This is a genomic window from Enterobacter sp. Li2LvB3 (assembly GCF_056156645.1).
Genome location: NZ_JBSICG010000007.1, coordinates 26,300 through 51,978 on the forward strand (window position 1 = coordinate 26,300; position 25,679 = coordinate 51,978).

The window sequence follows — 25,679 nt, forward strand, 5'->3', positions numbered from 1 at the left end:
CCATGAGCTGTAACGGCATACAGGTGCGGGTGCGCGGAAAAGTGCAGGGCGTCGGGTTTCGTCCCTTCGTCTGGCAACTGGCGCAGGCGCTTCAGTTGACCGGTGATGTCTGCAATGACGGGGAGGGAGTACTGGTGCGCCTCGCGGGTAATGGGGGGGCCTTTACCGCGAGGTTGCGCCAGGACTGCCCACCGCTGGCCCGTATCGATGCGATCCAGACCCAGCCGTTCGAGTGGCCAGACCCGCCTGACGGCTTCACCATCCGCCACAGCGCGAGTGGGGCGATGGATACGCAGATTGTGCCGGATGCCGCCACCTGCCCGGCGTGTCTGGCAGAAATGCGCGATCCGCGCGAACGCCGTTACCGCTACCCGTTTATTAACTGCACCCACTGTGGCCCGCGTTTTACCATTATCCGCGCCATGCCTTACGACCGTCCTGCCACGGCGATGGCCGGATTCCCGCTCTGTACGCCGTGCGAATCAGATTATCGCAACCCCGCTGACCGGCGCTTTCACGCTCAGCCTGTCGCCTGCCCGGACTGCGGGCCACAGCTTGAATGGTGCGGCGAAAACATGCACGCTACGCGCGAACAGGCGCTGGCAGCGGCCGTTGTGATGCTGAGAGAGGGCGGGATTGTGGCCATCAAAGGCCTGGGTGGTTTCCACCTGGCCTGTGACGCGCAAAATCCGCGGGCAGTGGCGCGGCTGCGGGAGCGAAAACAGCGCCCGACAAAACCCCTGGCGGTGATGATCCCCCATGCTGATGGCCTGCCGGAGTCTGTCAGTAAACTGCTGAGTTCACCCGCAGCACCCATTGTGCTCACGCCAAAAGCCTGGCTACCTGAACTGCCTGAGGCGGTAGCACCAGGCCTGGACTGTGCGGGCATCATGCTGCCGGCTAACCCGCTCCAGCATCTGCTGATGGCGGATGTGCAGCGCCTGCTGGTGATGACCTCCGGAAATCTCAGCGGCAAACCTCCGGCCACCACCAATGCGCAAGCGCTGGACGACCTCAGGGATATTGCCGACGGTTTTCTGCTGCATAACCGTGACATCCTGCAACGGATGGATGATTCCGTGGTGGATGCGGATGGCACTATGCTGCGTCGCGCCCGGGGTTTTGTACCGGATGCCATCACGTTGCCTGCCGGATTTCACAATATTCCCGCCATGTTGTGTCTGGGGGCCGAGATGAAAAACACCTTCTGTCTTGTGCGCGGCAGTCAGGCCGTAATGAGCCAGCACTTTGGCGATCTCAGTGATGACGGCGTGGAGCACCAGTGGCGTACCGCGCTGGCGGTGATGCAGCAGATGTATGCGTTTCAACCTGTGCGCGTGGTGTGTGACGCGCATCCGGGATACCGCGCCCGGCGCTGGGCTGATGAGCAGGCACTGAGCACCGAAACGGTATTGCATCATCATGCCCACGCAGCGGCTTGCCTGGCGGAAAACAGCTGGCCGCTCGACGGCGGCGATGTTATTGCCCTGACGCTGGACGGTATCGGCATGGGCGAGAACGGCGCGCTGTGGGGCGGGGAATGTTTGCGGGTGAACTACCGTGACTGTGAGCATCTCGGAGGGCTACCTGCGGTGGCATTACCGGGCGGCGATCTGGCGGCCGTTCAGCCGTGGCGTAATTTACTCGCACACTGCCTGGCATTTGTGCCTGGCTGGCAGCAGCGCAGGGAAACTCACGCGGTACAGGCGCAAAACTGGCCATTGCTGGCAACGGCGATTTCACGTGGCATCAATACACCGCTGGCATCGTCGTGCGGGCGGTTGTTCGACGCAGTTGCCTGCGCGCTGGATATCACGCCGGATAAGCAGGGCTATGAAGGTGAGGCAGCATGTCGGCTGGAAGCGCTGGCTGCCTGCTGCAGTGGCGTTGCACATCCGGTCACGCTGCAGGTGATAAACGGCAACCTGGCGCTGAGCGTATTCTGGCAACAGTGGCTGGACTGGCAGGCGGAGCCGAGCGAACGCGCGTGGGCATTTCATGATGCGCTGGCAAGCGGGCTGGCAGAACTCGCCGCTTTCCACGCCCGGCGCGCGTCCCTCTCTACGGTGTGCTGTAGCGGCGGGGTGTTACATAACCGCCTGCTGCGCGCGCGCCTGCGCCATTATCTTTCTGACTTTACTCTTCTTTTGCCGTGTCGCCTGCCCGCAGGTGACGGGGCTATCTCCTTCGGGCAGGCAGTGGTTGCTGCGGCCCGGTCATGTTCACAAAGGACTTAAAATGTTACGACTCTTACGCAACGAACCGCGTGCAGCTTTTTTGCTGCTGGCTCTGGTCATGGCCAATCTGCTCGCCTGGGGCTGGGCGTGGCGAACCTTCAGCGGCAGTACGGCGCTGATGGCGGCAAGCCTGCTGGCCTGGTGTTACGGGTTGCGTCACGCAGTGGATGCCGACCACATCGCGGCAATTGATACCGTGACGCGTAAGATGATGCAGCAGGGCCAGCGGCCCTCTGGCGTGGGGGCGTGGTTTTCGCTGGGCCACTCAACTATCGTGGTGCTGGCCTCGGTGGCGATTGCTGCCACCGCCACGGCGTTTCAGAAGAACATGGCCTGGTTTCATGAGACGGGCAGCCTGATCGGTACAGCGGTATCCGCGACGTTTCTGCTGGCGATGGCGCTAGTCAATATGGTGATTTTGCACGGTGTCTGGCGCAATTTTCAGGCGCTGAAAAACGGTCAGGCAATGAATGGCGATGTCACGCTTCCGGCTGCGGGTGGGGTGATGAACTGGCTGTTTGGCACTACATTCCGCCTGGTGAACAAAAGCTGGCAGATGTATCTGGTCGGTTTCCTGTTTGGGCTCGGGTTTGATACCGCAACCGAAATCGGTGTGCTGGGGATCTCCGCCGCCAGCGCCTCTAACGGTATGTCGGTCTGGTCGATCATGATCTTCCCGGCGCTGTTCGCCAGCGGGATGGCGCTTGTCGATACCCTGGATAACCTGCTGATGGTGGGAGCCTACGGCTGGGCGTTCAACAAACCGCAGCGTAAGATCTATTACAACATGACCATCACCGGCACTTCCGTTGTGGTTGCCCTGTTTATTGGCGGGCTGGAAGCGCTCGGTTTACTGATGGATAAATTTGCCCTGAGCGGTGGTATCTGGGATGCCATTGGTGCGGTTAATGACAATCTCGGTAATGCCGGGTTTGTGGTGGTTGGGCTGTTTGTCGTCTGCTGGCTCGTCTCGATGATCAACTACCGCTGGCGTGGTTACGATGCGCTGGTCGTACGCTCCTGAGGCATTGCCGGGGGCAGCCAGGCTCGCGTGAAATCCAGCCAGCCGCCTGCGGTCAGGACAATATCCTGCACGTTTTCCATGGTGTTAATGCGATAGCGATAGTGGAACAGCGGCGTACAGGCACCGCTCTCCAGCAGCCGCCGGAAAAAGGGGATGAGCTGCGAGTTCAGGCGCTCTTCGCTTTCGCAAAACCCCATCAACTGCTGTTTCTCTTCCTGCCAGCGGGCGTCGCCAAGTGCGGTGGCCCACGCGGGCTCGTCGGTAAACCATTCAGCCAGGGAAAAGCCTGGCAACTCGCCCGCCAGATAATCCCCCAGCACCAGGTCGGCCTGCTCTAGCGCACCGGGAGCGTGCCACTCATCGCGGTCTTTCCGGACGATAGTCAGCTCGCATTGGCGTTTTTTCAGGGCGGCATGAAGCGTATCGGCCAGCTCGAGCAGCTCCGGTGTGTGGTAGCAGACCAGGGTTAAGGCGGGCGGTAACGGGACGTCTGGTGCTGTCGGGAGCGGCGGTGTTTGCAGGCGGGGAAGGAGTTCGGTACGGGTTTGCAGATCGTCACGCTGTGCGAAGTTGTGCTGGCTCAAAAGGACGATTTCCTGGCGCAGCCAGGCGGCAAGCGGCTGCGCCAGTGCGATGTTAACCATTAACCACGCGAATCCGCCGCTGGTGGAGGTGACGGCTTCCTGAGCGCTTTTCCCTTTTCCGACGGTTATCCAGGCCGGTTTTTGCGCCCCGGCGCGGGTTCGCCAGAACTCTATCGCGTGCAAAAGCGGGTGGGCGGCAAAGTACCAGGGCTGACGCTCCAGTCGTAAAAAGTGGGAGTGATGACGGGCGATGGCAAACGGCCCGGCGCCGATATCCGGCTGTTGCGGATGAGGCAGGCGGCAGACGTGGTGCGCCAGACGATGCGCCAGCATGGCATCCGGCGCGTGCAGGGTGATATCAATACACCAGGGGGCAGCAAGCGAAACCTGATGAACATGCTTAAGCCCCGCGTTGCGCGCCGGATCGGCCAGCAGCTGTTGTACTCCTGCAAAGATATCTTCGTCACTGATGGCCTGGCCGTTATGCCAGTGTGCGCCACTGCGCAGGTAAAACCGCCAGCAGAGGTTGTTATCACGGGTTTCCCAGTGGTGCGCCAGATCTGGCACAGGGTATGGCTGGCCGGGTGTGTAGCGCGTCAGTCCTGCATGTACCGCGCAGATAATGTGCTGTTCGGCGCGGCGGCGCTGCAACGCCGGGTAAAGCGAGGTGAGCGGGCGATACCAGGGAATACGCAGGGTCGGCTGGTGCTTAAGCCATTTTCCCCCGAGAAAAGGGGTGATGATGTGATGCAGGCTGGCAGGGTCACCGTCTGCAAGTTGCAATGCGCTTTGATAGTCTCCCTTTTCCAGGCAGGCATGCATCAGCGGCGCGCTGAGCTCGCTGGTGGTTGCCAGGCAGTGCAGGATGGCGCGGTGCCCGCGCCCAGGCTGTGCGCTCCAGCTTAACCATCCGCTCTGGGCGAGCTGGCGCAACAGGGTGCGCGCATGGCGCTCGCTGCACAGGGCAGTTTCGGCAACCTCGGCGATGGTTGTTGGCTTCGGGTCTGCTCCGTAATGCTGATAAAGCCGTTGATACTGCCGGATTTTCTGAAGCTGGCGCATGGGGCATTCCGCTGACAAAAAGGGATACTGAGAGTGTAGGGTGTTTTGCGGAATAAATAAGGTCTGGTTAAGTAAAGTGTTCCGGTTTTTTTGCCCGGCGGCGCTACGCTTGCACGGGCCTACGGGGTATGTAGGCTGGGTAAGCGCAGCGCCACCCGGCAATTACCGCTCATGTTTACTGACCGGCATCATCAGCTCACGCAAGCGGGCAATACGGGCTTCCGGACTCAGATAAAGCCAGCGGAATAAAATGTATTCCGCATTTTTCGTCTGCTGGAAATAACGAGAAAGATAATTGAGTTCTTTATTAAAGGTTGCCACGATTTGTCTCCGGCTGATTAATACCTTTTCAGCGTAAGCCGGATGAAAATAATAAAACAGGGTGATGTTTTTCAGCTGTTCCGCATTTATAAATTAATGGAAATAATAAATTAGGGATTGATAGCGATGATTTATCTTTTTTGTACTTATATGGCCAACAGGATGCGCAAAAAAAAGCCCCGGGACATCGGGGCGGCGGATAATAAAATCCTAAGGTTAAGTAAGCGTGGTAACAGACTGAAAACTAAGCGGGCAGCGATTTCAACAGTGTGAAAGCCTCCTTCATCCGATCTTCACTAACCACAAAGGCGCGTAGCTGACCGTCATTATCAGCGCCGCGGGCCACCATGCCCTGCGGCTCAATGGCTAACTGCCAGTTCAAATCCTGTCGCTGCGTTTCGCCTGCAAGATGCAGCGGTAACTCCGGCGTTTTCACCTTCACCAGCATGGCGGGTAATTTCAGCGGCGCGCTTGTCCCGAGCAGGTTTTTTGCCAGATACATGGCACTGAGCTGAATAGGTTGCAGAAAGGGCAATACCTGTCCGTTAATTTCCGCACAATCACCCAGGGCATAAATATCCGGCTGCGTGGTTTGCAGGTAACTGTCGACCTTCACACCGCGATTCGTTTCTGCGCCCGCACGGTGGGCAAGCGCTGTTTCCGGGCGCAGGCCGGTTGCGGCAATCACCACGTCAACCTCTACGCTGCGCTGGCGATCAAGCGTGGCGCGAATGCCGGTTTCGGTTTTGCTCAGACCTTGCAGCTGAGATTTCAGCAGCAGATGTACGCCCATATCGGTCAGCCGGTGTTGTAAGCGACTGCTTACTTCTGCTGGCATCAGTGCGGAAAGAATACTCGCGGCATGGTCAACCAGGGTGACTGCTTTTCCCGCGCGGCAAAAATCCATCGCCAGCTCGGTGCCAATCAGACCGCCGCCGACAATCATTACCCGCTGTGCGTCCCGCAGCCTGGTTTCGCTGGCCTGATATTCCTGCTGGCTGTTCAGTGTCACCATCAGCTCGCGACCTTCAACCGGTGGGACAAAAGCGGCCGCACCTGTTGCCAGCACCAGCTTGTCGTACTGCCAGGTTTTATCCTGGCTCTTCACGACATGCGCGGCGGCATCGATATCCGTAACCCAGGTGTAGGGAAACAGACGCAGGTTAAATTGTTCTGCGAACTCTCCCGCCGTCTGGCGGGTGAGATCTTCTGCGCGCTGATTCTGGCTAATGACATGGCTTAAATCTGGCTTGTTGTACTCGTCCATGCTGTCGGCGGCAATAAGCGTCAGCGGCACGTTCGCGTCCTGTTTGCGGATATTTTTCACCAGCTGGCGGGCGGCAAAGCCCGAGCCGATGATCATGATCCCGTTGTTCATTTTGCCTCCGTACCCAGTTCGTCAAAGACGTCTTTACCCAATGAACATTCAGGGCACAGGAAGTTGTCCGGGACATTGCTCCACGGTGTGCCTGGTGCTACGTCCTGCAACGGTTCGCCCAGTTCCGGGTCGTAAATCCACTGGCACACGCTGCACTGCATACGCGGGCCGAGATTTGCCGCCGCGGCAGCCGCACAGGCGCAGGCTTCCTGCTGTTCAGGGGTTTTCACCGTGGATTCTGGCAGTGGAGCAAGCGCCCACTGACGTGCAATCTCGCGACCATGCTGGCGGCAGATTTCCAGGGCATCGATATCCGGTCGCCATTTGGCTTTCAGACTCATAGACATCTCAAAACCGGCGTCCTGCAAGCGGGTAGACAGACGGTCAACCGCGCCGCCGCTCCAGCCGTGTGAACCAAAAGCGCTGGCGCGTTTGTTACGGAAACGCAGACCTGTCATCTCTTCCACCAGACCAGCGATTTTCGGCATCATCACGTTGTTCATGGTGGACGTCCCCACCAGCACACCTTTGGAACGGAACACGTTGGTCAGAATGTCGTTTTTATCGCTGCGCGCCACGTTAAAGATTTTCACCGCCACGTTCGGGTCAACTTCGTTGATGCCCTGGGCAATCGCATCCGCCATCATGCGGGTGTTGTTGGACATGGTGTCGTAGAAAATCGTGATGCGGTCTTCCTGATAATCCGCTGCCCATTTCAGATACATCTCAACGATCTGGGTTGGGTTTTCACGCCACACGACGCCGTGAGAGGTCGCAATCATATCAACCGGCAGATTGAAGCCGAGGATCTCGGTGATTTTCGGCGTCACCAGACGGCTGAATGGCGTCAGGATATTGGCATAGTAGCGCTGGCACTGCTCAAACAGCTCGGCCTGATCCACTTCGTCGTTGAACAGACGTTCGTCGCAGTAGTGCTGGCCGAATGCATCGTTACTGAACAGCATCGCGTCGCCGGTCATGTAAGTCATCATGCTGTCAGGCCAGTGCAGCATTGGCGTTTCAACGAAGATCAGCTGTTTGCCGTTGCCGATATCCAGTGAGTCACCGGTTTTCACGGTGTGGAAGTTCCACTCCGGGTGGTGGTGGTGGCCGTTGATTGAGTCGATAGCATTGGTGGTGCAGTAAATTGGGGTATTTGGGATATAAGACATCAGCTCGGTCAGCGCGCCGGCGTGGTCTTCTTCTGCATGGTTGATAATGATGTAGTCGATAGCGTTCAGATCGATTTCGCTACGCAGGTTCTGCACGAACTCGCGGCTGAATTTGTGATCGACGGTATCGATCAGAACATTTTTACCTTCACGGATGAGGTAGCTGTTGTAGCTGCTGCCGCGCAGCGTTTTGTATTCAGTTCCGTGGAAATCACGCACTTCCCAGTCACGTTGGCCAACCCAATGAATGTTATTTTTAACCAGAATAGACATAGCAACCTCAATTAATACGGCGTTTTCAAATAAGATGTTTTAGCTAAATCAAGTTGCGTGCCAGTTTTTTATCTGATTGATTTAAATGTATTTAATTGTTTATTGCTCGTAATGGGTAGTCATTATGACTATCTTAAAAACTGTCAATATGACAATATGTATTGTCAAAATGACAGCGAGGTTGAGATGAGCTTTTCTGTAAACGTACTGGCGAAGATCGCCATTGAACTGCAAACCGGTATTGGCCATCAGGACCGATTTCAACGGCTGATCTCCACGCTTCGCGACGTGCTGGAGTGTGATGCCTCGGCGCTGCTGCGTTACGAAGGTCGGCAGTTTATTCCGCTGGCCATCGACGGCCTGGCGCAGGATGTGCTGGGGCGGCGCTTTACGCTGGAAGGCCATCCACGGCTGGAAACTATCGCCCGTGCGGGTGATGTGGTGCGTTTCCCTGCCGACAGCGACTTGCCTGATCCCTATGATGGGCTGATCCCGGGGCAGGAGAGCCTCAAAGTTCACGCCTGTATTGGCCTGCCGCTGTTTGCCGGGCAGAACCTGATTGGCGCCCTGACGCTTGATGGTATGTCACCGGATCAGTTCGATACCTTCAGTGACGAAGAGCTGCGGCTGATTGCGGCCCTGGCTTCCGGCGCGCTTAACAACGCACTGCTGATTGAACAGCTGGAGAGCCAGAACATTCTGCCGGGTAGCCCGGCGGCATTTGAACAGGTCACCCACACCGAGATGATTGGCCTTTCGCCGGGCATGGTGCAGCTCAAAAAAGAGATCGACATTGTGGCGGCTTCTGATTTGAACGTGCTGATTTTCGGTGAAACCGGCACCGGTAAAGAGCTGGTGGCAAAGTCGATTCACGAAGCCTCTCCACGTGTGGTCAACCCGCTGGTGTACCTCAACTGTGCTGCGTTGCCGGAAAGCGTGGCAGAAAGTGAGTTGTTTGGTCACGTTAAAGGGGCGTTTACCGGGGCCATCAGCAACCGCAGCGGTAAGTTTGAAATGGCGGATAACGGCACGTTATTCCTCGACGAGATTGGCGAGCTGTCTTTGTCGTTACAGGCCAAACTGCTGCGCGTGTTGCAGTACGGTGATATTCAGCGCGTGGGGGACGATCGCAGCTTAAGAGTGGATGTACGCGTGCTGGCGGCGACCAACCGCGACCTGCGTGAAGAGGTGCTGGCCGGGAATTTCCGTGCTGACCTGTTCCACCGCCTGAGCGTCTTCCCGCTTTCCGTGCCTGCGCTGCGTGAGCGCGGTGAAGATGTGGTTCTGCTGGCGGGTTACTTCTGCGAACAGTGTCGTCTGCGGATGGGGCTTTCCCGCGTGGTGTTAAGCCCCGGGGCGAGAACACATCTGTTAAGTTACGGCTGGCCGGGCAACGTGCGTGAACTGGAACATGCCATCCACCGTGCCGTCGTGCTGGCACGGGCCGCACGTTCAGGTGATGAAGTGCTGATCCACGCGCGTCATTTTGCGCTGCATGATGAAACCGCGCATGTTGTGACGCAGGACATCCCGGAAATCAGCAACGAGAACCTGCGCGAAGCAACAGAAGAGTTTCAACGGCAGATGATCACCCGCGTGCTTGAGCAAAATAACCGCAGCTGGGCGGCGTGCGCGCGGGCGCTGGAAACGGACGTCGCCAACCTGCACCGGCTGGCGAAACGTCTGGGTCTGAAAGGTTAGATGATCCCGGCCTGATAGAAATCTTGCAGGTTGATTGCACCGCAAAGCTTGCCGCTCTCATCGACCACCGGGGCGGCAGTTATTTTGCGCTTCATCAGCACCTCTTTGGCTTCGATGGCGCGGCTTTCTGCATTCAGCGTCAGCCCGCCCTGGGTCATTGCTTCTGAAACCTGAGATTCCAGCTTGCCTCCGCCGACCAGCCAGCGACGCAGGTCGCCGTCGGTAAAGACGCCTTTCACAAAACCGTTGTTATCGCAGACGGCAACCAGCCCAAGCCCGGTACGGCTCAGCTCCAGCATCGCATCCATCACGCTGGTATCCAGTGTTACCTGTGGAATGGCATCGTCGGTGCGCATCAGGTGGTGCACTTTATTGAGTAGCCGTGCGCCCAGCGCGCCTGCAGGGTGAGAACGGGCAAAATCTTCTTCATTAAAGCCGCGCGCCTGCATAACCGCCATCGCCAGCGCGTCACCCAGCATCAGGGTGTTTACGGTGCTGGAGGTGGGGGCCAGGTGCATCGGGCAGGCTTCACGCTCTACGGAAACATCCAGCACCGCTTTTGCCGCCAGCGCCAGCGGCGAGCGGGATTTTCCGGTCATCGCCAGCAGGGCAACGGCTTTTTCCTGCAAGCGCGGAATGATGAGATCCAGCTCTTTTGCCGAGCCGGAGTAGGAGATAAACAGCATCACGTCGCGGCTTTCAATCATCCCCAGATCGCCATGCAGCGCTTCTGCCGGATGAACAAAGAACGCAGGCGTTCCGGTACTTGCAAGCGTGGCGGCAATCTTCTTACCGATATGGCCGGATTTACCCATACCTGAGACGATCACTTTGCCTTCACACTGAATGATGGTGTTCGCCGCACGGACAAAATCATCGCCCAGGCGATCCGGCAGGCGGCTCGCTTCCTGCAATTCGAGCATCAGGGTCTGGCGGCCTGCGTTTAACAGAAAATCACTCATCTTTGTCTCCGGTTACGATAACGTCGATTCCTTTCTCTTCCAGCGCTTTTTTAAACGCCGGATCGATGCCCGCATCGGTAATCAGCTTATCGACACTTTCAAGGCTGCACACAATATTGGGGCTTTTACGGCCAAACTTCGACGAGTCTGCCATCAAAATGACTTCCCGCGCGGCGTTACACATGGCTTTGCTGACGCTGAACACTTCATTAAACGTGGTCACCCCGGCGTTCAGGTCGATGCCGTCCGTCCCCATAAACAGTTTATCAAAGCTGAAGTGGTCGAAGGCATTCTCGGCCAGCTGGCCGTGGAACGAGGCTGATTTTTTACGGAACGTCCCGCCTGGCATCAGGATGGTTTGCTCGCAGTCGTTCTCCGACAGGGCGTTAACGATGTGCAGGCTGTTGGTCATCACGGTGATGTTGTTAAAGCGGCTGAGCATAGGGATCATCTGCAATACCGTGCTGCCGGCATCCAGAATGATGGAGTCGCCATCGTGGATAAACTTCACGGCAGCTTCGGCAATCAGCGCTTTCTGGTGGGTATTGATCAGCGTTTTGTGGTCGATAGGGGGATCGGCTTCGTCTTTATTGAGCATCACTCCGCCATAGGTGCGGATGACGGCACCGGAATTTTCGAGCAACACCAGGTCTTTGCGTATCGTCGTGCCGGTGGTGTCAAAGTAGTGCGCCAGTTCCTCTACCGAGCATTTCCCCTGCTTTTGCAGATGCTCCAGAATGGCCGCCTGCCGCTGACGTGGTTTCATAGGCGCTCTGTTCCTTAAGTTGCAAAATGATAATTTCGCAAGCTTATAGCGTTCACAACGAAATTATCTATGTTTCAGATTAAGCGCTAATGATAGTGCATTCTGACAGAGTGAATCATGGGGAAAGATCACATCAGGCTGCAATTCCTGCAACGATTTGCCGTTAATTGCCTGGATTTTCGCCGGTCGGGCAAAAACCGTCATCCCGCGCATGATGAGTGAATCGCAGACATTGTCATGTTCATCCAGCGCAACCGCCACGACCACACGCGGTTTGAAGCGCCCGCCAGAGCGCCCGACGCCCACGCGGCCTTTCTGACACAATGCATCAAACGCGCGGTTGAACTGATGGATTTGCCAGCCGCCAAACGCCATCTGGCAGATCCAGGCGATAGTGGCGACGGTGATGAGTGCTGTTACCATGTTGGCTCCTTAACTGCCGGGTGGCGGTTGCACCTTACCCGGCCTACGGGGTTTTGTAGCCCCGGTAAGCGCAGCGCCACCGGGGAATGAACTCAGAACATCACCTGCCCACCGGTCACATTAATCGACTGTCCGGTGCAATAAGAGGCTTTCGGGCTGGCGTAGAACAGCAGCATATTCAGCACGTCCTGATAATCGCAGCCGCGCTTCAGCGGTACTTTGTCGATGTAATACTGTTCTACTTCATCGGCGTTTATCCCAAGCTTGGTGGCGTACTGTGGCAGCAGGGACTGGAACATCGGTGATTTCAGCAGGTTGCCCAGCATCAACGAGTGCACGGTGATCCCGTACTCGGCGAGATCCAGCGCCAGGGATTGCGTCAGCCCTACGCCCCCAAATTTGGCCGCACTGTAACCCGAGTTGTGTTTACTGCCCACTTTGCCGGATTTCGAGTTGATCTGGATGATGCGTCCCTGAACACCGTCGCGGATCATCAGACGCGAAAACTCGCGAGCGCAGAGGAAATAGCCCACCAGATTCACCTGTAAGGAGCGGTCAAAATCCCCCAGCGCAAAGTCGCTGATAAACGCCGCTTTCGCAATCCCGGCGCTGTAAACCAGCAGGTCGGTACGGCCAAAAATTTCGTCCACTCCGCGGGCAAGCGCCATTACGCTATGCTCGCTGGTGGCATCGGCGCCAAACCCGTACGCCATCCCTTCACCAAATTCGGTATTGATGGTGTCCGCCACGCGGGCGGCTTTTTCACTCTGAATATCGACAACCGCCACGCGGTAACCTTCTGCGGCAAGCCCACGGCAGAGGAACTCTCCTAAGGTTTGTCCCCCACCAATGACAACGGCAACCTGACTCATATTTCTCTCCTTAAATTACGCAACAAACTTTAATGTGCAGCCCGGGGTAACAGCCTGCGGAACAGGGCCATCCACATGAACGGTGCCGGGATATTCCGCCTGCGGCTGGCCGTCAAACCGCAGGGTGATATGCCCCAGTTCACGCAGATTTTGTTCAGCCACATCGCCCACGGCGGTCACGGCATAACGCATTTCACCCAGCTCCAGCTGGCTGCCGGGCTTGAGTTCACCGTTTAGCTCGCCATGGCAATGAATAAAACAGAACTCTTCGATATCCGCTGGCGCGCCTTCGCGAAAGGTAATCAGCATCTGGTCGCTGAGCGCATCGGCCGCGCTCTGGCCGATGCGGGTAATGGTGGTTTGGTAAATCACGGTCATCACAGGAACCTCTTATTGATAAATAAATCCAGAGACAAACCAGGCAATCAGCACCGTTGGCGCGCCCGTCAGGAAGCGGCTCACCAGAACCGATGGCACGCCAACGCGTACGGTGTCCTGACGCGCTTCGGCAAGCGAAAGCCCAACCGGGATAAAGTCGCACGCCGCCTGGGCGTTAATGGCAAACAGAGCGGGCAGGGCAAGGTGCGGGGGAATATTGCCCAGACCAATTTGCACGCCAATCAGCACGCCGATCACCTGCGCAATCACCGCGCCCGGGCCGAGGAACGGCGACAGCAGTGGGAAGGAGCAGATCAGCGCCAGCGTCACCAGCCCAAGCGGATGGCTGGCAAGCGGGGCAAGACCGTGGGCAATCCAGTCGCCCAGGCCCGACGCCATGATGATGCCGATAAGCGCCGAAACGAATGCCATAAACGGCAGAATGGTTTTCAACACGGTGTCGATGGTGTCGCGCCCGGACTGGAACAGCACCGCCACCGCCGAGCCCATCCCCATCCCGACTTTCGCCAGCAGTCCGTCGCTCTGCTCGGTGATTTTCTTGCTGGTGTCGTAATCGCGCGGCGCCGCTTTCGCCTCAGTTTTCTGTGGGGCAGCAGCACCATCAGCCAGACGAATGTTGTCTTCTTTCACGCCGGAAACATAAATGTCTTCAATGATGTACTGAGCCAGCGGGCCAGATTTCCCGGTTGAATGGATATTCACGGTCGGGATACGGCGCTTTGGATAAATGCCGCAGCGCAACGTGCCGCCGCAGTCGATTACGGCAACGCCGATTTCGGACTCTGGCGGCTCGCCTTCTTTGAAGCCGTCTACCGCTTCCCAGCCGGTCAATTCGCGCAGCTTGTCGACAATCGCCGGGCGTGTGCCTGCGGTGATGTAAACAATCTTTTTACCCGGTGTGGCGTCGAGTTCCAGCGGGCCACCCCAGCCGCCCGTTCCTTTTTCAATACGAATTCGGCTCATGCTGTGGCTCCTGAAAGCTGGACGTTTTGTTCAAGCTGAATGCCCATTTTTTTCTCGAAAATCGCCGTGGTGAGGTCGGTCACCCAGCCACGGAAGAAGTTAGTGACCAGGCCGACCAGCAAATAGCTCACCGCCAGCGGGCCGAGCGGCAGGCCAAGCGTCGTCAGGCCGCTGGCAATACCGAGGTAAACAAACAATTCGCCGGGGTTGATGTGCGGGAACAGGCCATTCATCGAGTGGCAGCTATAAGATGCAGCGGCGTAATAACTCGGCTTGTATTTCTCTGGCATAAAGCGGCCGAGGCTTAAGGTCATTGGGTTGCAGAACACGAAAGTGCCGATGAAGGGCAGGACAAGGTAACGGGATAACGGATTCCCGGCGCAGCGCTGGGCAAAGCGTTCAATGCGTTTTTGGCCGATAAAGTTAATCAGCGCGTTCATGATAACCAGCAGGCTTATCAGCAGCGGCAGGATCCCGGTCACCATGCCGGTAAACACTTCTCCGCCTTTCTGAAATAGCCCGATGAACCACTCGGCGCCGTGGGTGATGATATCTATCATTCTTCTCTCCTGTGGGGCTTCTTGTTTTTGTATAACTGCGGCTAATAATAATCACTTTGAAAGGTTTTAAAGTGTTAATTAGATCTCACAATGAAAGAAAAATGTATTATTTTGAAAGTTTATGAGCGAGGGAAAAGTGCTTTGGTTGAAAAAAGTGCAGATTTGCGTTGGGGAGCGTAAAGATTTGGTAGTGGGCGCGAGTACCGCTTCCTTGAGGTGTCGGGGATGTTTTACCATACTGGCTTCTTGTCGAACTCGTTAAATGGATGTCCCATGTTCAAGCGTCGTTATGCAGCGTTGTTACCTGCGCTTATCCTGCTTTCTGCCTGTAGTAGCAAACCTAAAACTGAAACCGCTCAGCCCACTGCTGGTGCGCCTTCAGGGGGATTCTTGCTTGAGCCTCAGCACAATACGATGCAGATGGGCGGCGACTTCGCGAATAACCCGGCAGCCGAGCAGTTCATCGATAATATGGTGAGCAAACACGGTTTTGACAGACAACAGCTGCATGAGATCCTCTCCCAGGCGAAACGTCTGGATTACGTGCTGCGTCTGATGGACAGACAAGCCCCGACCGCACAGGCGCCGACCGGGCCAAATGGCGCATGGTTGCGTTACCGCAAACAGTTTATTACCCCGGACAACGTGCAAAATGGCGTGGTGTTCTGGAACCAGTATGAAGATGCCCTGAACCGCGCGTGGCAGGTGTACGGCGTACCGCCTGAAATTATCGTCGGGATCATTGGCGTTGAAACCCGCTGGGGCCGTGTGATGGGTAAGACCCGCATCCTGGATGCGCTGGCAACGCTCTCCTTTAACTATCCGCGTCGTGCTGAATACTTCTCTTCTGAGCTGGAAACCTTCCTGCTGATGGCGCGTAACGAACAGGACGATCCGCTGGATCTGAAAGGGTCGTTTGCCGGGGCAATGGGCTATGGCCAGTTTATGCCGTCTTCCTATAAGCAGTACGCCGTTGACTTTAACGGTGATGGCCACATCAACCTGTGGGATCCGGTGGATGCTATCGGCAGCGTGGCGAACTACTTCAAAGCGCATGGCTGGGTACCGGGCGACCAGGTTGCCGTGCAGGCCAATGGTCAGGCTCCGGGCCTGGAAAATGGCTTCAAAACCAACTACAGCATTTCGCAACTGGCAGCAGCGGGCTTAACACCAACGCAATCGCTGGGTAATGCACAGCAGGCGAGCCTGCTGCGTCTGGATATTGGTACGGGTTATCAGTACTGGTACGGGCTGCCGAACTTCTTCACCATTACCCGCTACAACCACAGTACCCATTATGCGATGGCAGTGTGGCAATTGGGACTGGCGGTGTCACAGGCGCGTGTCCCGGCAGCGTCTCCGTTTAGTCAGTAACTCATTCTGACGGGTAGGCCGGGTAAGGCAACGCCGCCACCCGGCATGGTTGCATGCACGATGCGGCCTGATGCCCTCACCCTGACCCTCTCCCACGGGAGAGGGTCATCCCGCAGAAACATTTCGCCACACTCCCTTTTACCTCTCTCATTTACATCTTAATTATCTTTCATTATTGTTATGTTATAACATTTGATGTGGTGCTGAGATGTCAACGTCCTTTTTCTCCCTTTCCGCACTGACGCGATTTCTACTGGCGTTGGTGCTTATTGTCTTTATCGGGCTGGCCGTGCGCTGGGCGGTGGCCTTGCCATGATCGTCATGAATCAACTGACCGCAGGCTATGAACGCCAGCCCGTCACCGGTGCTATTACCGGTGTTATTGAACACGGGAGTATGACCGCCATCATCGGTGCCAACGGCTGCGGGAAATCGACATTGCTGAAAACGCTCGCCGGGTTTATCCCGCCCGTAAGCGGCAGCTTTCGCTGGCAGGGAAAACGCCCGGTGATCGGCTGGCTCGCGCAGCGCCATGCCCTGGAAACTCAATTTCCGCTGACCGTGCTGGATGTTGTCAGCATGGGATGCTGGCCGGGAATTTCGCTGCTTGCCGGATTACGACGGGGAGCGCGGCTGCGTATCGGCAGCGCTCTTGAGCGCGTGGGGCTGGAGTCGATGGCGCTTTCCACTATTGATGAACTCTCTGGCGGCCAGTTTCAGCGCATGTTATTTGCCCGCGTATTAGTGCAACAGGCCCCGCTGGTGATGCTCGATGAACCCTTTACAGGCGTTGATGAAGCAACCTGCAACGTGCTGATGGCGCTGATGCTGGAGATGTACCAGCAGGGGCAAACGCTGCTGGCGGTGCTGCATGACAGCGAGCGCGTGGCGCGCCACTTCCCGCAAACATTACGACTGGATTCCGATATCCCTTTCTTGCAAACCGAACGGGTGAGGGTGGCATGATCTGGCATCTCTTTTTCCAGCCGTTCATCGACTACGGCTTTATGCGTCGCGCACTGGTGGTGTGCCTGGCGCTGTCTGTCAGCACCACTGCGCTGGGGGTCTTTCTTCTGTTACGCCGCATGAGCCTGATGGGCGATGCCTTGTCACACGCGATTTTGCCTGGTGTGGCAGTGGGATACTTACTGAGCGGGATGTCACTGCTGGCGATGAGTCTCGGCGGTTTTATCGCCGGGATTGTGGTAGCGCTGGTGGCCGGTCTGGTTAGCCGTCGCACACCGCTTAAAGAGGATGCCAGTTTTGCCGGTTTATATCTTGGCTCGCTGGCGCTGGGCGTCACGCTGGTGTCGCTGCGCGGTTCAAACGTTGACCTGCTGCATTTGCTGTTTGGCTCCATTCTGGCGGTGGATAACGACGCGGCGATGTTCGTGGCTGGTGTGTGTATCTTCACCCTGATTACGCTGGCTATTTTTTATCGTGGCCTGGTAACGGAGGCATTCGATACCGCCTGGTTGCAGGTTAACGCCCGCGGGTTGCCAGGCCTGTTGCACGGCCTGTTTCTCGCTCTGCTGGTACTCAATCTGGTGGCCGGTTTCCAGGTGCTCGGCACGCTGATGGCAGTCGGGCTGATGATGCTACCTGCGGTAGCCGCGCGCTGCTGGGTACGTACGCTGCCTGGGTTGCTCCTGATGGCCGGTATTAGCGGTATTTTTTGCGCATGGCTGGGGTTAAGCCTCTCCTGGGCGGTGAGTTTACCTGCCGGGCCGTCCATTGTGCTGACCGCCAGCGCGTTGTTCTTTATTTCGGTTTTATTTGGCACGCGCAGCAGGCTGGCTGGCAGTCTGCGCGCGCTTTTTTAACGCAAGGGGAAAAAATGAAACGTACAGGGTTAGTCGTTGCGCTCGCGCTCGGAATGATGTCGCACACTGTGATGGCAAAAACGCTTAATGTGGTGACCAGCTTTTCGATCCTGGGAGATATTACCCAGGAAGTCGGCGGTAAAAACGTAAACGTGACAACGCTGGTGGGGCCGGATGGCGACCCACACACCTTCGAACCGTCACCCAAAGACAGCGCCGCGCTGAGTAAGGCTGATGTGGTGGTGGTGAACGGCCTTGGGCTGGAGGGATGGCTTGACCGTCTGGTGAAAGCGTCCGGTTTTAAAGGCCAACTGGTGGTGGCATCGGCCGGTGTGAAAACACACACTCTGGAAGAAGACGGAAAAACCGTGACTGACCCACATGCCTGGAACAGCGCGGCAAACGGTGCCCTGTATGCGCAAAATATCCTGAATGGGCTGGTGAAGGCCGACCCGGAAGATAAAGCTGCGCTGGAAGGCACCGGCAAAGCGTATATCGCACAACTCATCCAGCTGGATAACTGGGCCAAATCACGCTTTAGCCCGATCCCGCAGGAAAAACGCAAAGTGCTGACTAGCCATGATGCCTTTGGTTATTTCAGCCGCGCCTACAGTGTGACTTTTATGGCACCACAAGGGTTGTCGTCCGAGAGCGAAGCCAGTGCGGCGCAGGTGGCTGAGATTATCAACCAGATTAAAGCCGATGGTGTGAAAACCTGGTTTATGGAAAACCAGCTTGATCCGCGTCTGGTGAAACAGATTGCCAGTGCGACAGGCGCACAGCCAGGAGGCGAACTCTACCCTGAAGCGCTTTCGGCAAAAGGTGGTGTGGCGGATACCTACGTTAAAGCATTTCGCCACAATGTAGATACCATCGCCGACAGCATGAAATAAGAACCCCGGCAGCCGATGCGCCCGCATCGGCTTTTTCTGAAGCCCCCTCGTAAAACCTGAACCTCATCCCCATATCTGACGAGAAAGTGTTATCTTGTGCTGCACGTTTTTCAAAGGCCTGGAGCGATAATGACTGACCATGAATTGATGCAGCTTAGCGAAGTGGTAGGGCTGGCGTTAAAGCAGCGCGGTGCGACAGTAACAACGGCAGAGTCCTGTACTGGCGGCTGGGTAGCGAAAGTGATTACGGATATTGCGGGCAGTTCCGCCTGGTTTGAGCGTAGCTTTGTGACCTACAGTAATGAAGCTAAGGCACAGATGATTGGCGTGCGTGAATCCACGCTCGAACAGCATGGCGCGGTCAGTGAGCCGGTGGTGATTGAAATGGCCATTGGTGCCCTTAAAGCAGCGCGCGCGGATTATGCCATTTCGATAAGTGGCATTGCCGGGCCGGACGGCGGTAGCGATGTGAAACCCGTTGGTACCGTATGGTTTGGTTTTGCAACGTCGAAAGGCGAGGGGATTACCCGCCGTGAATGCTTTAGCGGCGATCGCGAAAGCGTGCGTCGTCAGGCAACGGAATATGCGTTAAAAACGCTCTGGCAACAATTTCTACAAAATACTTGATACTGTATGACCATACAGTATAATTGCACCAACAGAACAGAATTCACCCCGGTAAATACGTAAACGTATTTACTGTATGACAGGAGTAATAATGGCTATCGACGAGAACAAACAGAAAGCGTTGGCGGCAGCACTGGGCCAGATCGAAAAGCAATTCGGTAAAGGCTCCATCATGCGCCTGGGTGAAGACCGTTCCATGGATGTGGAAACTATCTCCACCGGTTCGCTTTCTCTGGATATCGCACTGGGCGCTGGCGGTTTGCCAATGGGCCGTATCGTAGAAATCTACGGGCCAGAATCCTCCGGCAAAACGACCCTGACCTTACAGGTTATTGCAGCTGCGCAGCGCGAAGGTAAAACCTGTGCGTTTATCGATGCCGAACACGCGCTGGACCCGGTCTATGCCCGTAAGCTGGGTGTTGATATCGACAACCTGCTGTGTTCTCAGCCAGACACAGGTGAGCAGGCGCTGGAAATTTGTGACGCGCTGGCGCGTTCCGGTGCTGTTGACGTTATCGTAGTCGACTCCGTTGCTGCACTAACGCCAAAAGCGGAAATCGAAGGCGAAATCGGTGACTCTCACATGGGCCTCGCGGCACGTATGATGAGCCAGGCAATGCGTAAGCTGGCGGGTAACCTGAAGCAGTCCAACACGCTGCTTATCTTCATCAACCAGATCCGTATGAAAATTGGTGTGATGTTCGGGAACCCGGAAACCACTACCGGTGGTAACGCACTGAAATTCTACGCGTCTGTCCGTCTTGATATCCGCCGTATCGGCGCGGTGAAAGAGGGCGAGAACGTGGTCGGTAGCGAAACCCGCGTGAAGGTTGTGAAGAACAAAATCGCTGCACCGTTCAAACAAGCTGAATTCCAGATCCTCTACGGCGAAGGTATCAACTTCTTCGGCGAACTGGTTGACCTGGGCGTAAAAGAGAAGCTGATTGAAAAAGCGGGCGCCTGGTACAGCTACAACGGCGACAAGATTGGTCAGGGTAAAGCGAATGCCATCTCCTGGCTGAAAGAGAACCCGGCTGCGGCGAAAGAAATTGAGAAGAAAGTTCGTGAACTGCTGCTGAACAACCAGGATTCAACACCTGATTTCGCGGTTGATGGCGCGAACGTTGAAGAAACTAACGAAGACTTTTAATTCTCTCGTTTAAAAATGAAGGGCTGCGAATGCGGCCCTTTTTGCATTTCTGAACCAGCAGGTTTTGTATGACCGAACCCACAACTCGTCGCCCTGCCTATGCCCGCTTACTGGACCGCGCGGTGCGTATTCTGGCCGTGCGCGACCACAGCGAGCAAGAGTTACGGCGTAAACTCGCGGCCCCGGTGATGGGCAAAAATGGGCCGGAAGAGATTGATGCCACGGCGGAAGATTACGACCGGGTTATCGCCTGGTGCTATGAGCATCATTATCTGGATGATGAGCGCTTTGTCTCACGGTTTATCGCCAGCCGCAGTCGTAAAGGCTATGGCCCTGCGCGTATTCGCCAGGAGCTTAACCAAAAAGGGATCGCGCGTGAATTAACCGAAAAGGCCATGCGCGAATGCGATATCGCGTGGGGAGAACTTGCGAGAGATCAGGCAATTCGCAAATACGGCGAGCCGCTGCCGCGTGAGTTTGCAGAAAAAGTTAAAATCCAGCGCTTTTTGCTCTATCGTGGCTTCCTGATGGAAGATATTCAGGATATATGGCGTAATTTTGCCGATTGAACGCATGAGGGATTTTACTTCCCTCCCAAGAAAACTTATCTTATTCCCACTTTTTCCAGTAGCTGGTCTGTCCAACTGATTACAGGTACAGACTGGCTGCGACATTTCGTTAGCTTGATTTCAGGATAATTATGAGCAAGAGCACCGCTGAGATCCGTCAGGCGTTTCTCGATTTTTTCCATAGTAAAGGACACCAGGTTGTTGCCAGCAGCTCCCTGGTACCGAATAACGACCCGACTTTACTGTTTACCAACGCCGGGATGAACCAGTTCAAGGATGTGTTCCTTGGTCTCGATAAGCGTAATTATTCCCGTGCAACAACCTCACAGCGTTGTGTGCGTGCGGGCGGTAAACATAATGACCTGGAAAACGTCGGTTACACTGCACGTCACCACACCTTCTTCGAAATGCTGGGTAACTTCAGCTTCGGCGACTACTTCAAACACGATGCTATCCAGTACGCGTGGGAACTGCTGACCGGTGAAAACTGGTTCAAGCTGCCGAAAGAGCGTCTGTGGGTTACCGTCTATGAAACCGATGACGAAGCCTACGAAATCTGGGAAAAAGAAGTAGGTATCCCGCGCGAACGTATTATCCGCATCGGTGATAACAAAGGCGCTCCATATGCGTCTGACAACTTCTGGCAGATGGGTGATACCGGTCCTTGCGGCCCGTGCACCGAAATCTTCTACGATCACGGTGATCACATCTGGGGCGGCCCTCCAGGAAGCCCGGAAGAAGATGGCGATCGCTACATTGAGATCTGGAACATCGTCTTCATGCAGTTCAACCGTCAGGCCGATGGCACGATGGAACCACTGCCGAAACCGTCCGTTGATACCGGTATGGGTCTGGAGCGTATTGCTGCGGTTCTGCAACACGTTAACTCCAACTATGACATCGACCTGTTCCACACGCTGATTAAGTCCGTGGCGGAAGTGACCGGTGCGACCGATCTGAGCAATAAATCGCTGCGCGTTATTGCAGACCATATTCGTTCCTGTGCGTTCCTGATTGCTGATGGCGTTATCCCGTCGAATGAAAACCGTGGCTACGTGCTGCGCCGTATCATTCGTCGTGCTATTCGTCACGGCAACATGCTGGGCGCGAAGGACACCTTCTTCTATAAACTTGTTGGCCCACTGGTTAGTGTGATGGGTGCGGCGGGTGATGAACTGAAACGCCAGCAGTCGCAGGTTGAGCATGTTCTGAAAACCGAAGAAGAGCAGTTTGCGCGTACTCTGGAACGCGGCCTGGCGCTGCTGGATGAAGAGTTGGCGAAGCTTAAGGGCGACACGCTGGATGGCGAAACCGCTTTCCGTCTGTATGACACCTACGGCTTCCCGGTTGACCTGACGGCTGACGTTTGCCGCGAGCGCAACATCAAAGTTGACGAAGCTGGCTTCGAATCCGCTATGGAAGAGCAGCGCCGTCGTGCGCGCGAGTCCAGCGGTTTTGGCGCTGACTACAACGCGATGATCCGCGTTGATGGCGCGTCCGAGTTCAAAGGCTACGAAAATCTGGAACTGACCGGCAAAGTGACTGCCCTGTTTGTTGACGGTAAATCCGTAGACAGCATCAGCGCGGGTCAGGATGCTGTGGTTATTCTGGACAAAACGCCGTTCTATGCTGAATCCGGCGGCCAGGTTGGCGATAAAGGCGAACTGAAAGGCGACGGCTTTAGCTTCAGCGTTGCTGACACCCAGAAATACGGTCAGGCAATTGGTCACCAGGGCAAACTGGTTTCCGGTTCACTGAAAGTGGGCGAGGGCGTTCAGGCGAACGTTGACGAAGCACGCCGTGCGCGCATTCGTCTGAACCACTCCGCAACGCACCTGATGCACGCAGCACTGCGCGATGTTCTGGGTACGCACGTGGCGCAGAAAGGTTCTCTGGTTAACGACAAAGTGCTGCGTTTCGACTTCTCGCATTTTGAAGCGATGAAACCGTCTGAAATCCGCGCGGTTGAAGATCTGGTGAACGCGCAGATCCGTCGTAACCTGGCCATCGAAACCAACATCATGGATCTCGAAGCGGCGAAGAAAAAAGGTGCGATGGCGCTGTTTGGCGAGAAATATGACGAACGTGTTCGCGTACTGAGCATGGGCGATTTCTCTACCGAACTGTGCGGTGGTACTCACGCAGCGCGCACCGGTGATATCGGTCTGTTCCGTATCGTCTCTGAGTCTGGTACTGCTGCGGGTGTTCGTCGTATCGAAGCGGTAACCGGCGAAGGTGCAATTGCCAGCCTGCACGCGCAGAGCGACCAGCTGCATGATATTGCACAGTTGCTGAAAGGCGATAGCCAGAACCTGGGCGAGAAAGTGCGTGTTGCACTGGATCGTACTCGTCAGCTGGAAAAAGAACTGCAACAGCTGAAAGAACAAGCGGCTGCGCAGGAAAGTGCAAACCTCTCCAGTAAAGCGGTAGAGATTAAAGGCGTTAAACTGCTGGTCAGTGATCTGGCAGGCGTTGAGCCTAAAATGCTTCGCACTATGGTCGACGATCTGAAGAACCAGCTGGGTTCAACGGTTATCGTACTGGCGACAGTGGCAGAAGGTAAGGTTTCTCTGATTGCGGGCGTCTCTAAGGATGTGACTGACCGCGTTAAAGCAGGGGAACTGGTTGGTATGGTCGCCCAGCAGGTGGGTGGCAAGGGTGGCGGTCGTCCGGACATGGCGCAAGCCGGTGGTACGGATGCGGCGGCACTTCCTGCGGCATTGGCCAGTGTTGAAAGCTGGGTAAGCGCAAAACTGTAATAATTACAAAGCGTAAGCAGACGTCATGGCGGCAACGTTATGGCGTCTTGTTCACTACGCTATCGATAACGATAAAGTCAGGTTGAGTTTGTGTATATCGGCTAAACTTACGTTTAACAGAATGTGATGCCGTGACTGCTTACACTTTACGTGTTTGTCATCGCTTACTTTTTGGCGTTATATGATGGATAATGCCGGGATACAAGAGACCCGACTCTTTTAATCTTTCAAGGAGCAAAGAATGCTGATTCTGACTCGTCGAGTTGGTGAGACCCTCATGATTGGGGATGAGGTCACCGTGACAGTTTTAGGGGTTAAGGGCAACCAGGTACGCATCGGCGTAAACGCCCCTAAAGAAGTATCTGTCCACCGTGAAGAGATCTACCAGCGTATCCAGGCTGAAAAATCCCAGCAGTCCAGTTACTGATATTATCGCGTCTCGCTGTCTGGCGAGACGCAACCTTCCAGACATTTTTCCCGCTTAAAGTTACCATTCGATTTCAACAGCTCGCTTTTTCGCCTTTCTCTTTGCCTTATCTCTTACCAATAGCAGCACTATGCCTCATGAATACTGCTCAGAACCCTGCAAAATCCGCTTATAAAACACCCTCTTTGCGGCTTTTACATGCGAATTGCGTGTGATTTGTGCAAACGATAAAAGCATGTGGAAAATTGTTTGACTTATAAGTCCCAGAAAGTAATATATGCGCCACGCAGCGACGAGAAGCTCTTAACGAGTTACTCGAAGCACTCGAAAGAGGCGTTGTGTGGTGAGGTGGCCGAGAGGCTGAAGGCGCTCCCCTGCTAAGGGAGTATGCGGTCAAAAGCTGCATCCGGGGTTCGAATCCCCGCCTCACCGCCATTTTGCATCCGTAGCTCAGCTGGATAGAGTACTCGGCTACGAACCGAGCGGTCGGAGGTTCGAATCCTCCCGGATGCACCATATTCTCCGAGATAACAGCAACACTGTTGTTTTAAGGTCTGCGAGTTAATCGCCAGCACCAGGGAGGATAACGTTGCTTCAGCAACGGCCCGCAGGGCGAGGCGTAAGCCGGGTAATCCTCCCGGATGCACCATCTATTACTTCATATTGCTTTCGAAGTGATATGAGTATCGAGCAGTACAGTAGTAAATCCTGATGCATCCGTAGCTCAGCTGGATAGAGTACTCGGCTACGAACCGAGCGGTCGGAGGTTCGAATCCTCCCGGATGCACCATTTACTATTTCTGAAAGCAGTTCCCTGATGCATCCGTAGCTCAGCTGGATAGAGTACTCGGCTACGAACCGAGCGGTCGGAGGTTCGAATCCTCCCGGATGCACCATATTCTCCGAGATAACAGCGATACTGTTGTTTCAAGGTCTGCGAGTTAATCGCCAGCACCAGGGAGGATAACGTTGCTTCAGCAACGGCCCGAAGGGCGAGGCGCAGCCGAGTAATCCTCCCGGATGCACCATCTTTTACTTCGTGTTGCTTTTGAAGTGATACCGAGTATCAGCAGTAACAGTAGTAAATCCCGATGCATCCGTAGCTCAGCTGGATAGAGTACTCGGCTACGAACCGAGCGGTCGGAGGTTCGAATCCTCCCGGATGCACCATATTCTCCGAGATAACAGCAACACTGTTGTTTTAAGGTCTGCGAGTTAATCGCCAGCACCAGGGAGGATAACGTTGCTTCAGCAACGGCCCGCAGGGCGAGGCGTAAGCCGGGTAATCCTCCCGGATGCACCATCTCTTCTTGTTATTCCCCCCAACGTTCAGTTCTTAATCACACTTATTGTTATCACT

General features: G+C 55.6%; 23 protein-coding genes and 5 tRNA genes. 17 read left to right on the forward strand and 11 right to left on the reverse strand.

Going from position 1 to position 25,679, the window contains the following annotated elements; translation table 11 throughout:
- The first annotated feature begins 2 nt into the window (after positions 1-2).
- Positions 3-2,237, forward strand: a complete 2,235-nt coding sequence (gene hypF / locus ACS603_RS07675; RefSeq protein ID WP_474944052.1) for a carbamoyltransferase HypF — start codon at positions 3-5, stop codon at positions 2,235-2,237.
- Position 2,238: 1 nt separating this feature from the next.
- A complete protein-coding gene (locus ACS603_RS07680) occupies positions 2,239-3,261 on the forward strand; it encodes a HoxN/HupN/NixA family nickel/cobalt transporter (RefSeq protein WP_182062209.1) in 1,023 nt (340 codons plus the stop codon).
- On the opposite strand, the gene ACS603_RS07685 is transcribed toward ACS603_RS07680, so the two are convergent.
- The 4 genes from ACS603_RS07685 to norV form a co-directional block, all read right to left on the reverse strand.
- Positions 3,234-4,907, reverse strand: a complete 1,674-nt coding sequence (locus ACS603_RS07685; protein ID WP_474944053.1) for an SgrR family transcriptional regulator — start codon at positions 4,905-4,907, stop codon at positions 3,234-3,236. The genes ACS603_RS07680 and ACS603_RS07685 overlap by 28 nt on opposite strands.
- A gap of 162 nt (positions 4,908-5,069) precedes the next feature.
- Positions 5,070-5,228, reverse strand: a complete 159-nt coding sequence (locus tag ACS603_RS07690) for a hypothetical protein (protein ID WP_182062207.1) — start codon at positions 5,226-5,228, stop codon at positions 5,070-5,072.
- Between the two features lie 244 nt (positions 5,229-5,472).
- Positions 5,473-6,606 carry an NADH:flavorubredoxin reductase NorW gene (gene norW / locus ACS603_RS07695; RefSeq protein ID WP_474944054.1) on the reverse strand — a complete coding sequence of 378 codons (1,134 nt, stop codon included), beginning with the start codon at positions 6,604-6,606 and terminating at the stop codon, positions 5,473-5,475.
- Positions 6,603-8,051: an anaerobic nitric oxide reductase flavorubredoxin gene (gene norV / locus ACS603_RS07700; protein ID WP_474944055.1), complete on the reverse strand. Its 1,449-nt coding sequence runs from the start codon at positions 8,049-8,051 to the stop codon at positions 6,603-6,605. The genes norW and norV overlap by 4 nt, the downstream gene beginning before the upstream one ends.
- Positions 8,052-8,237: 186 nt before the next feature.
- On the opposite strand from norV, the gene norR reads away from it, so the two are divergent.
- Positions 8,238-9,752, forward strand: a complete 1,515-nt coding sequence (norR, locus tag ACS603_RS07705) for a nitric oxide reductase transcriptional regulator NorR (protein WP_474944056.1) — start codon at positions 8,238-8,240, stop codon at positions 9,750-9,752.
- Here the strand turns inward: norR and gutQ are convergent.
- The 7 genes from gutQ to srlA all read right to left on the reverse strand — a co-directional run bounded on the left by gutQ (position 9,749) and on the right by srlA (position 14,697).
- Positions 9,749-10,714, reverse strand: a complete 966-nt coding sequence (gene gutQ, locus ACS603_RS07710; RefSeq protein WP_182062203.1) for an arabinose-5-phosphate isomerase GutQ — start codon at positions 10,712-10,714, stop codon at positions 9,749-9,751. The two genes, norR and gutQ, sit on opposite strands and share 4 nt — an antisense overlap.
- On the reverse strand, positions 10,707-11,480 hold the full coding sequence (gene srlR / locus ACS603_RS07715) for a glucitol operon DNA-binding transcriptional repressor SrlR (RefSeq protein WP_014071501.1): 774 nt from the start codon (positions 11,478-11,480) through the stop codon (positions 10,707-10,709). The genes gutQ and srlR overlap by 8 nt, the downstream gene beginning before the upstream one ends.
- A 63-nt stretch (positions 11,481-11,543) precedes the next feature.
- On the reverse strand, positions 11,544-11,903 hold the full coding sequence (gutM, locus tag ACS603_RS07720) for a transcriptional regulator GutM (protein ID WP_474944057.1): 360 nt from the start codon (positions 11,901-11,903) through the stop codon (positions 11,544-11,546).
- Between the two features lie 92 nt (positions 11,904-11,995).
- Complete coding sequence (srlD, locus tag ACS603_RS07725) at positions 11,996-12,775, reverse strand: sorbitol-6-phosphate dehydrogenase (RefSeq protein ID WP_182062201.1); 780 nt, start codon at positions 12,773-12,775, stop codon at positions 11,996-11,998.
- A gap of 15 nt (positions 12,776-12,790) precedes the next feature.
- Positions 12,791-13,153: a PTS glucitol/sorbitol transporter subunit IIA gene (gene srlB / locus ACS603_RS07730; protein ID WP_182062200.1), complete on the reverse strand. Its 363-nt coding sequence runs from the start codon at positions 13,151-13,153 to the stop codon at positions 12,791-12,793.
- A 12-nt stretch (positions 13,154-13,165) separates the two neighbouring features.
- A complete protein-coding gene (srlE, locus tag ACS603_RS07735) occupies positions 13,166-14,137 on the reverse strand; it encodes a PTS glucitol/sorbitol transporter subunit IIB (protein WP_182062199.1) in 972 nt (323 codons plus the stop codon).
- Positions 14,134-14,697, reverse strand: a complete 564-nt coding sequence (gene srlA, locus ACS603_RS07740) for a PTS glucitol/sorbitol transporter subunit IIC (protein ID WP_182062198.1) — start codon at positions 14,695-14,697, stop codon at positions 14,134-14,136. Before srlA ends, srlE begins: the two co-directional genes overlap by 4 nt.
- A gap of 273 nt (positions 14,698-14,970) precedes the next feature.
- Here srlA and mltB point away from each other — a divergent pair, with 273 nt between their 5' ends.
- The 14 genes from mltB (at position 14,971) to ACS603_RS07810 (ending at position 25,489) form a co-directional block, all read left to right on the forward strand.
- A complete protein-coding gene (gene mltB, locus ACS603_RS07745; RefSeq protein ID WP_315686593.1) occupies positions 14,971-16,071 on the forward strand; it encodes a lytic murein transglycosylase B in 1,101 nt (366 codons plus the stop codon).
- A gap of 312 nt (positions 16,072-16,383) precedes the next feature.
- Positions 16,384-17,037 (forward strand): metal ABC transporter ATP-binding protein, encoded by a 654-nt coding sequence (locus ACS603_RS07750; RefSeq protein WP_315686590.1) that lies wholly within the window; start codon positions 16,384-16,386, stop codon positions 17,035-17,037.
- Complete coding sequence (locus ACS603_RS07755) at positions 17,034-17,894, forward strand: metal ABC transporter permease (RefSeq protein ID WP_315686588.1); 861 nt, start codon at positions 17,034-17,036, stop codon at positions 17,892-17,894. Before ACS603_RS07750 ends, ACS603_RS07755 begins: the two co-directional genes overlap by 4 nt.
- Positions 17,895-17,908: 14 nt before the next feature.
- Positions 17,909-18,787: a metal ABC transporter substrate-binding protein gene (locus tag ACS603_RS07760; protein ID WP_474944058.1), complete on the forward strand. Its 879-nt coding sequence runs from the start codon at positions 17,909-17,911 to the stop codon at positions 18,785-18,787.
- Positions 18,788-18,916: 129 nt separating this feature from the next.
- Positions 18,917-19,414, forward strand: a complete 498-nt coding sequence (gene pncC / locus ACS603_RS07765; protein WP_014071491.1) for a nicotinamide-nucleotide amidase — start codon at positions 18,917-18,919, stop codon at positions 19,412-19,414.
- Between the two features lie 91 nt (positions 19,415-19,505).
- Positions 19,506-20,564: a recombinase RecA gene (gene recA, locus ACS603_RS07770; RefSeq protein WP_182062193.1), complete on the forward strand. Its 1,059-nt coding sequence runs from the start codon at positions 19,506-19,508 to the stop codon at positions 20,562-20,564.
- 68 nt (positions 20,565-20,632) lie between these two features.
- On the forward strand, positions 20,633-21,133 hold the full coding sequence (gene recX / locus ACS603_RS07775) for a recombination regulator RecX (RefSeq protein ID WP_315686584.1): 501 nt from the start codon (positions 20,633-20,635) through the stop codon (positions 21,131-21,133).
- Between the two features lie 131 nt (positions 21,134-21,264).
- Positions 21,265-23,892 (forward strand): alanine--tRNA ligase, encoded by a 2,628-nt coding sequence (gene alaS, locus ACS603_RS07780; RefSeq protein ID WP_474944059.1) that lies wholly within the window; start codon positions 21,265-21,267, stop codon positions 23,890-23,892.
- Between the two features lie 241 nt (positions 23,893-24,133).
- On the forward strand, positions 24,134-24,319 hold the full coding sequence (gene csrA, locus ACS603_RS07785) for a carbon storage regulator CsrA (RefSeq protein WP_000906486.1): 186 nt from the start codon (positions 24,134-24,136) through the stop codon (positions 24,317-24,319).
- Positions 24,320-24,661: 342 nt separating this feature from the next.
- A tRNA-Ser gene (locus ACS603_RS07790) sits at positions 24,662-24,754 on the forward strand.
- 4 nt (positions 24,755-24,758) lie between these two features.
- Positions 24,759-24,835: transfer RNA gene (locus ACS603_RS07795), tRNA-Arg, on the forward strand.
- A 197-nt stretch (positions 24,836-25,032) separates the two neighbouring features.
- Positions 25,033-25,109: transfer RNA gene (locus ACS603_RS07800), tRNA-Arg, on the forward strand.
- Positions 25,110-25,138: 29 nt separating this feature from the next.
- Positions 25,139-25,215 (forward strand) — tRNA-Arg (locus tag ACS603_RS07805).
- 197 nt (positions 25,216-25,412) lie between these two features.
- Positions 25,413-25,489, forward strand: a tRNA-Arg gene (locus tag ACS603_RS07810).
- The last annotated feature ends 190 nt before the right edge of the window (positions 25,490-25,679 follow it).

Bases quoted from the DNA above. Each gene is read 5' to 3' on its own strand.
- hypF (WP_474944052.1), top strand. From the start codon at position 3: ATGAGCTGTAACGGCATACAGGTGCGGGTGCGCGGAAAAGTGCAGGGC.
- ACS603_RS07680 (WP_182062209.1), top strand. From the start codon at position 2,239: ATGTTACGACTCTTACGCAACGAACCGCGTGCAGCTTTTTTGCTGCTG.
- ACS603_RS07685 (WP_474944053.1), bottom strand. From the start codon at position 4,907: ATGCGCCAGCTTCAGAAAATCCGGCAGTATCAACGGCTTTATCAGCAT.
- norW (WP_474944054.1), bottom strand. From the start codon at position 6,606: ATGAACAACGGGATCATGATCATCGGCTCGGGCTTTGCCGCCCGCCAG.
- norV (WP_474944055.1), bottom strand. From the start codon at position 8,051: ATGTCTATTCTGGTTAAAAATAACATTCATTGGGTTGGCCAACGTGAC.
- norR (WP_474944056.1), top strand. From the start codon at position 8,238: ATGAGCTTTTCTGTAAACGTACTGGCGAAGATCGCCATTGAACTGCAA.
- gutQ (WP_182062203.1), bottom strand. From the start codon at position 10,714: ATGAGTGATTTTCTGTTAAACGCAGGCCGCCAGACCCTGATGCTCGAA.
- srlR (WP_014071501.1), bottom strand. From the start codon at position 11,480: ATGAAACCACGTCAGCGGCAGGCGGCCATTCTGGAGCATCTGCAAAAG.
- gutM (WP_474944057.1), bottom strand. From the start codon at position 11,903: ATGGTAACAGCACTCATCACCGTCGCCACTATCGCCTGGATCTGCCAG.
- srlD (WP_182062201.1), bottom strand. From the start codon at position 12,775: ATGAGTCAGGTTGCCGTTGTCATTGGTGGGGGACAAACCTTAGGAGAG.
- srlB (WP_182062200.1), bottom strand. From the start codon at position 13,153: ATGACCGTGATTTACCAAACCACCATTACCCGCATCGGCCAGAGCGCG.
- srlE (WP_182062199.1), bottom strand. From the start codon at position 14,137: ATGAGCCGAATTCGTATTGAAAAAGGAACGGGCGGCTGGGGTGGCCCG.
- srlA (WP_182062198.1), bottom strand. From the start codon at position 14,697: ATGATAGATATCATCACCCACGGCGCCGAGTGGTTCATCGGGCTATTT.
- mltB (WP_315686593.1), top strand. From the start codon at position 14,971: ATGTTCAAGCGTCGTTATGCAGCGTTGTTACCTGCGCTTATCCTGCTT.
- ACS603_RS07750 (WP_315686590.1), top strand. From the start codon at position 16,384: ATGATCGTCATGAATCAACTGACCGCAGGCTATGAACGCCAGCCCGTC.
- ACS603_RS07755 (WP_315686588.1), top strand. From the start codon at position 17,034: ATGATCTGGCATCTCTTTTTCCAGCCGTTCATCGACTACGGCTTTATG.
- ACS603_RS07760 (WP_474944058.1), top strand. From the start codon at position 17,909: ATGAAACGTACAGGGTTAGTCGTTGCGCTCGCGCTCGGAATGATGTCG.
- pncC (WP_014071491.1), top strand. From the start codon at position 18,917: ATGACTGACCATGAATTGATGCAGCTTAGCGAAGTGGTAGGGCTGGCG.
- recA (WP_182062193.1), top strand. From the start codon at position 19,506: ATGGCTATCGACGAGAACAAACAGAAAGCGTTGGCGGCAGCACTGGGC.
- recX (WP_315686584.1), top strand. From the start codon at position 20,633: ATGACCGAACCCACAACTCGTCGCCCTGCCTATGCCCGCTTACTGGAC.
- alaS (WP_474944059.1), top strand. From the start codon at position 21,265: ATGAGCAAGAGCACCGCTGAGATCCGTCAGGCGTTTCTCGATTTTTTC.
- csrA (WP_000906486.1), top strand. From the start codon at position 24,134: ATGCTGATTCTGACTCGTCGAGTTGGTGAGACCCTCATGATTGGGGAT.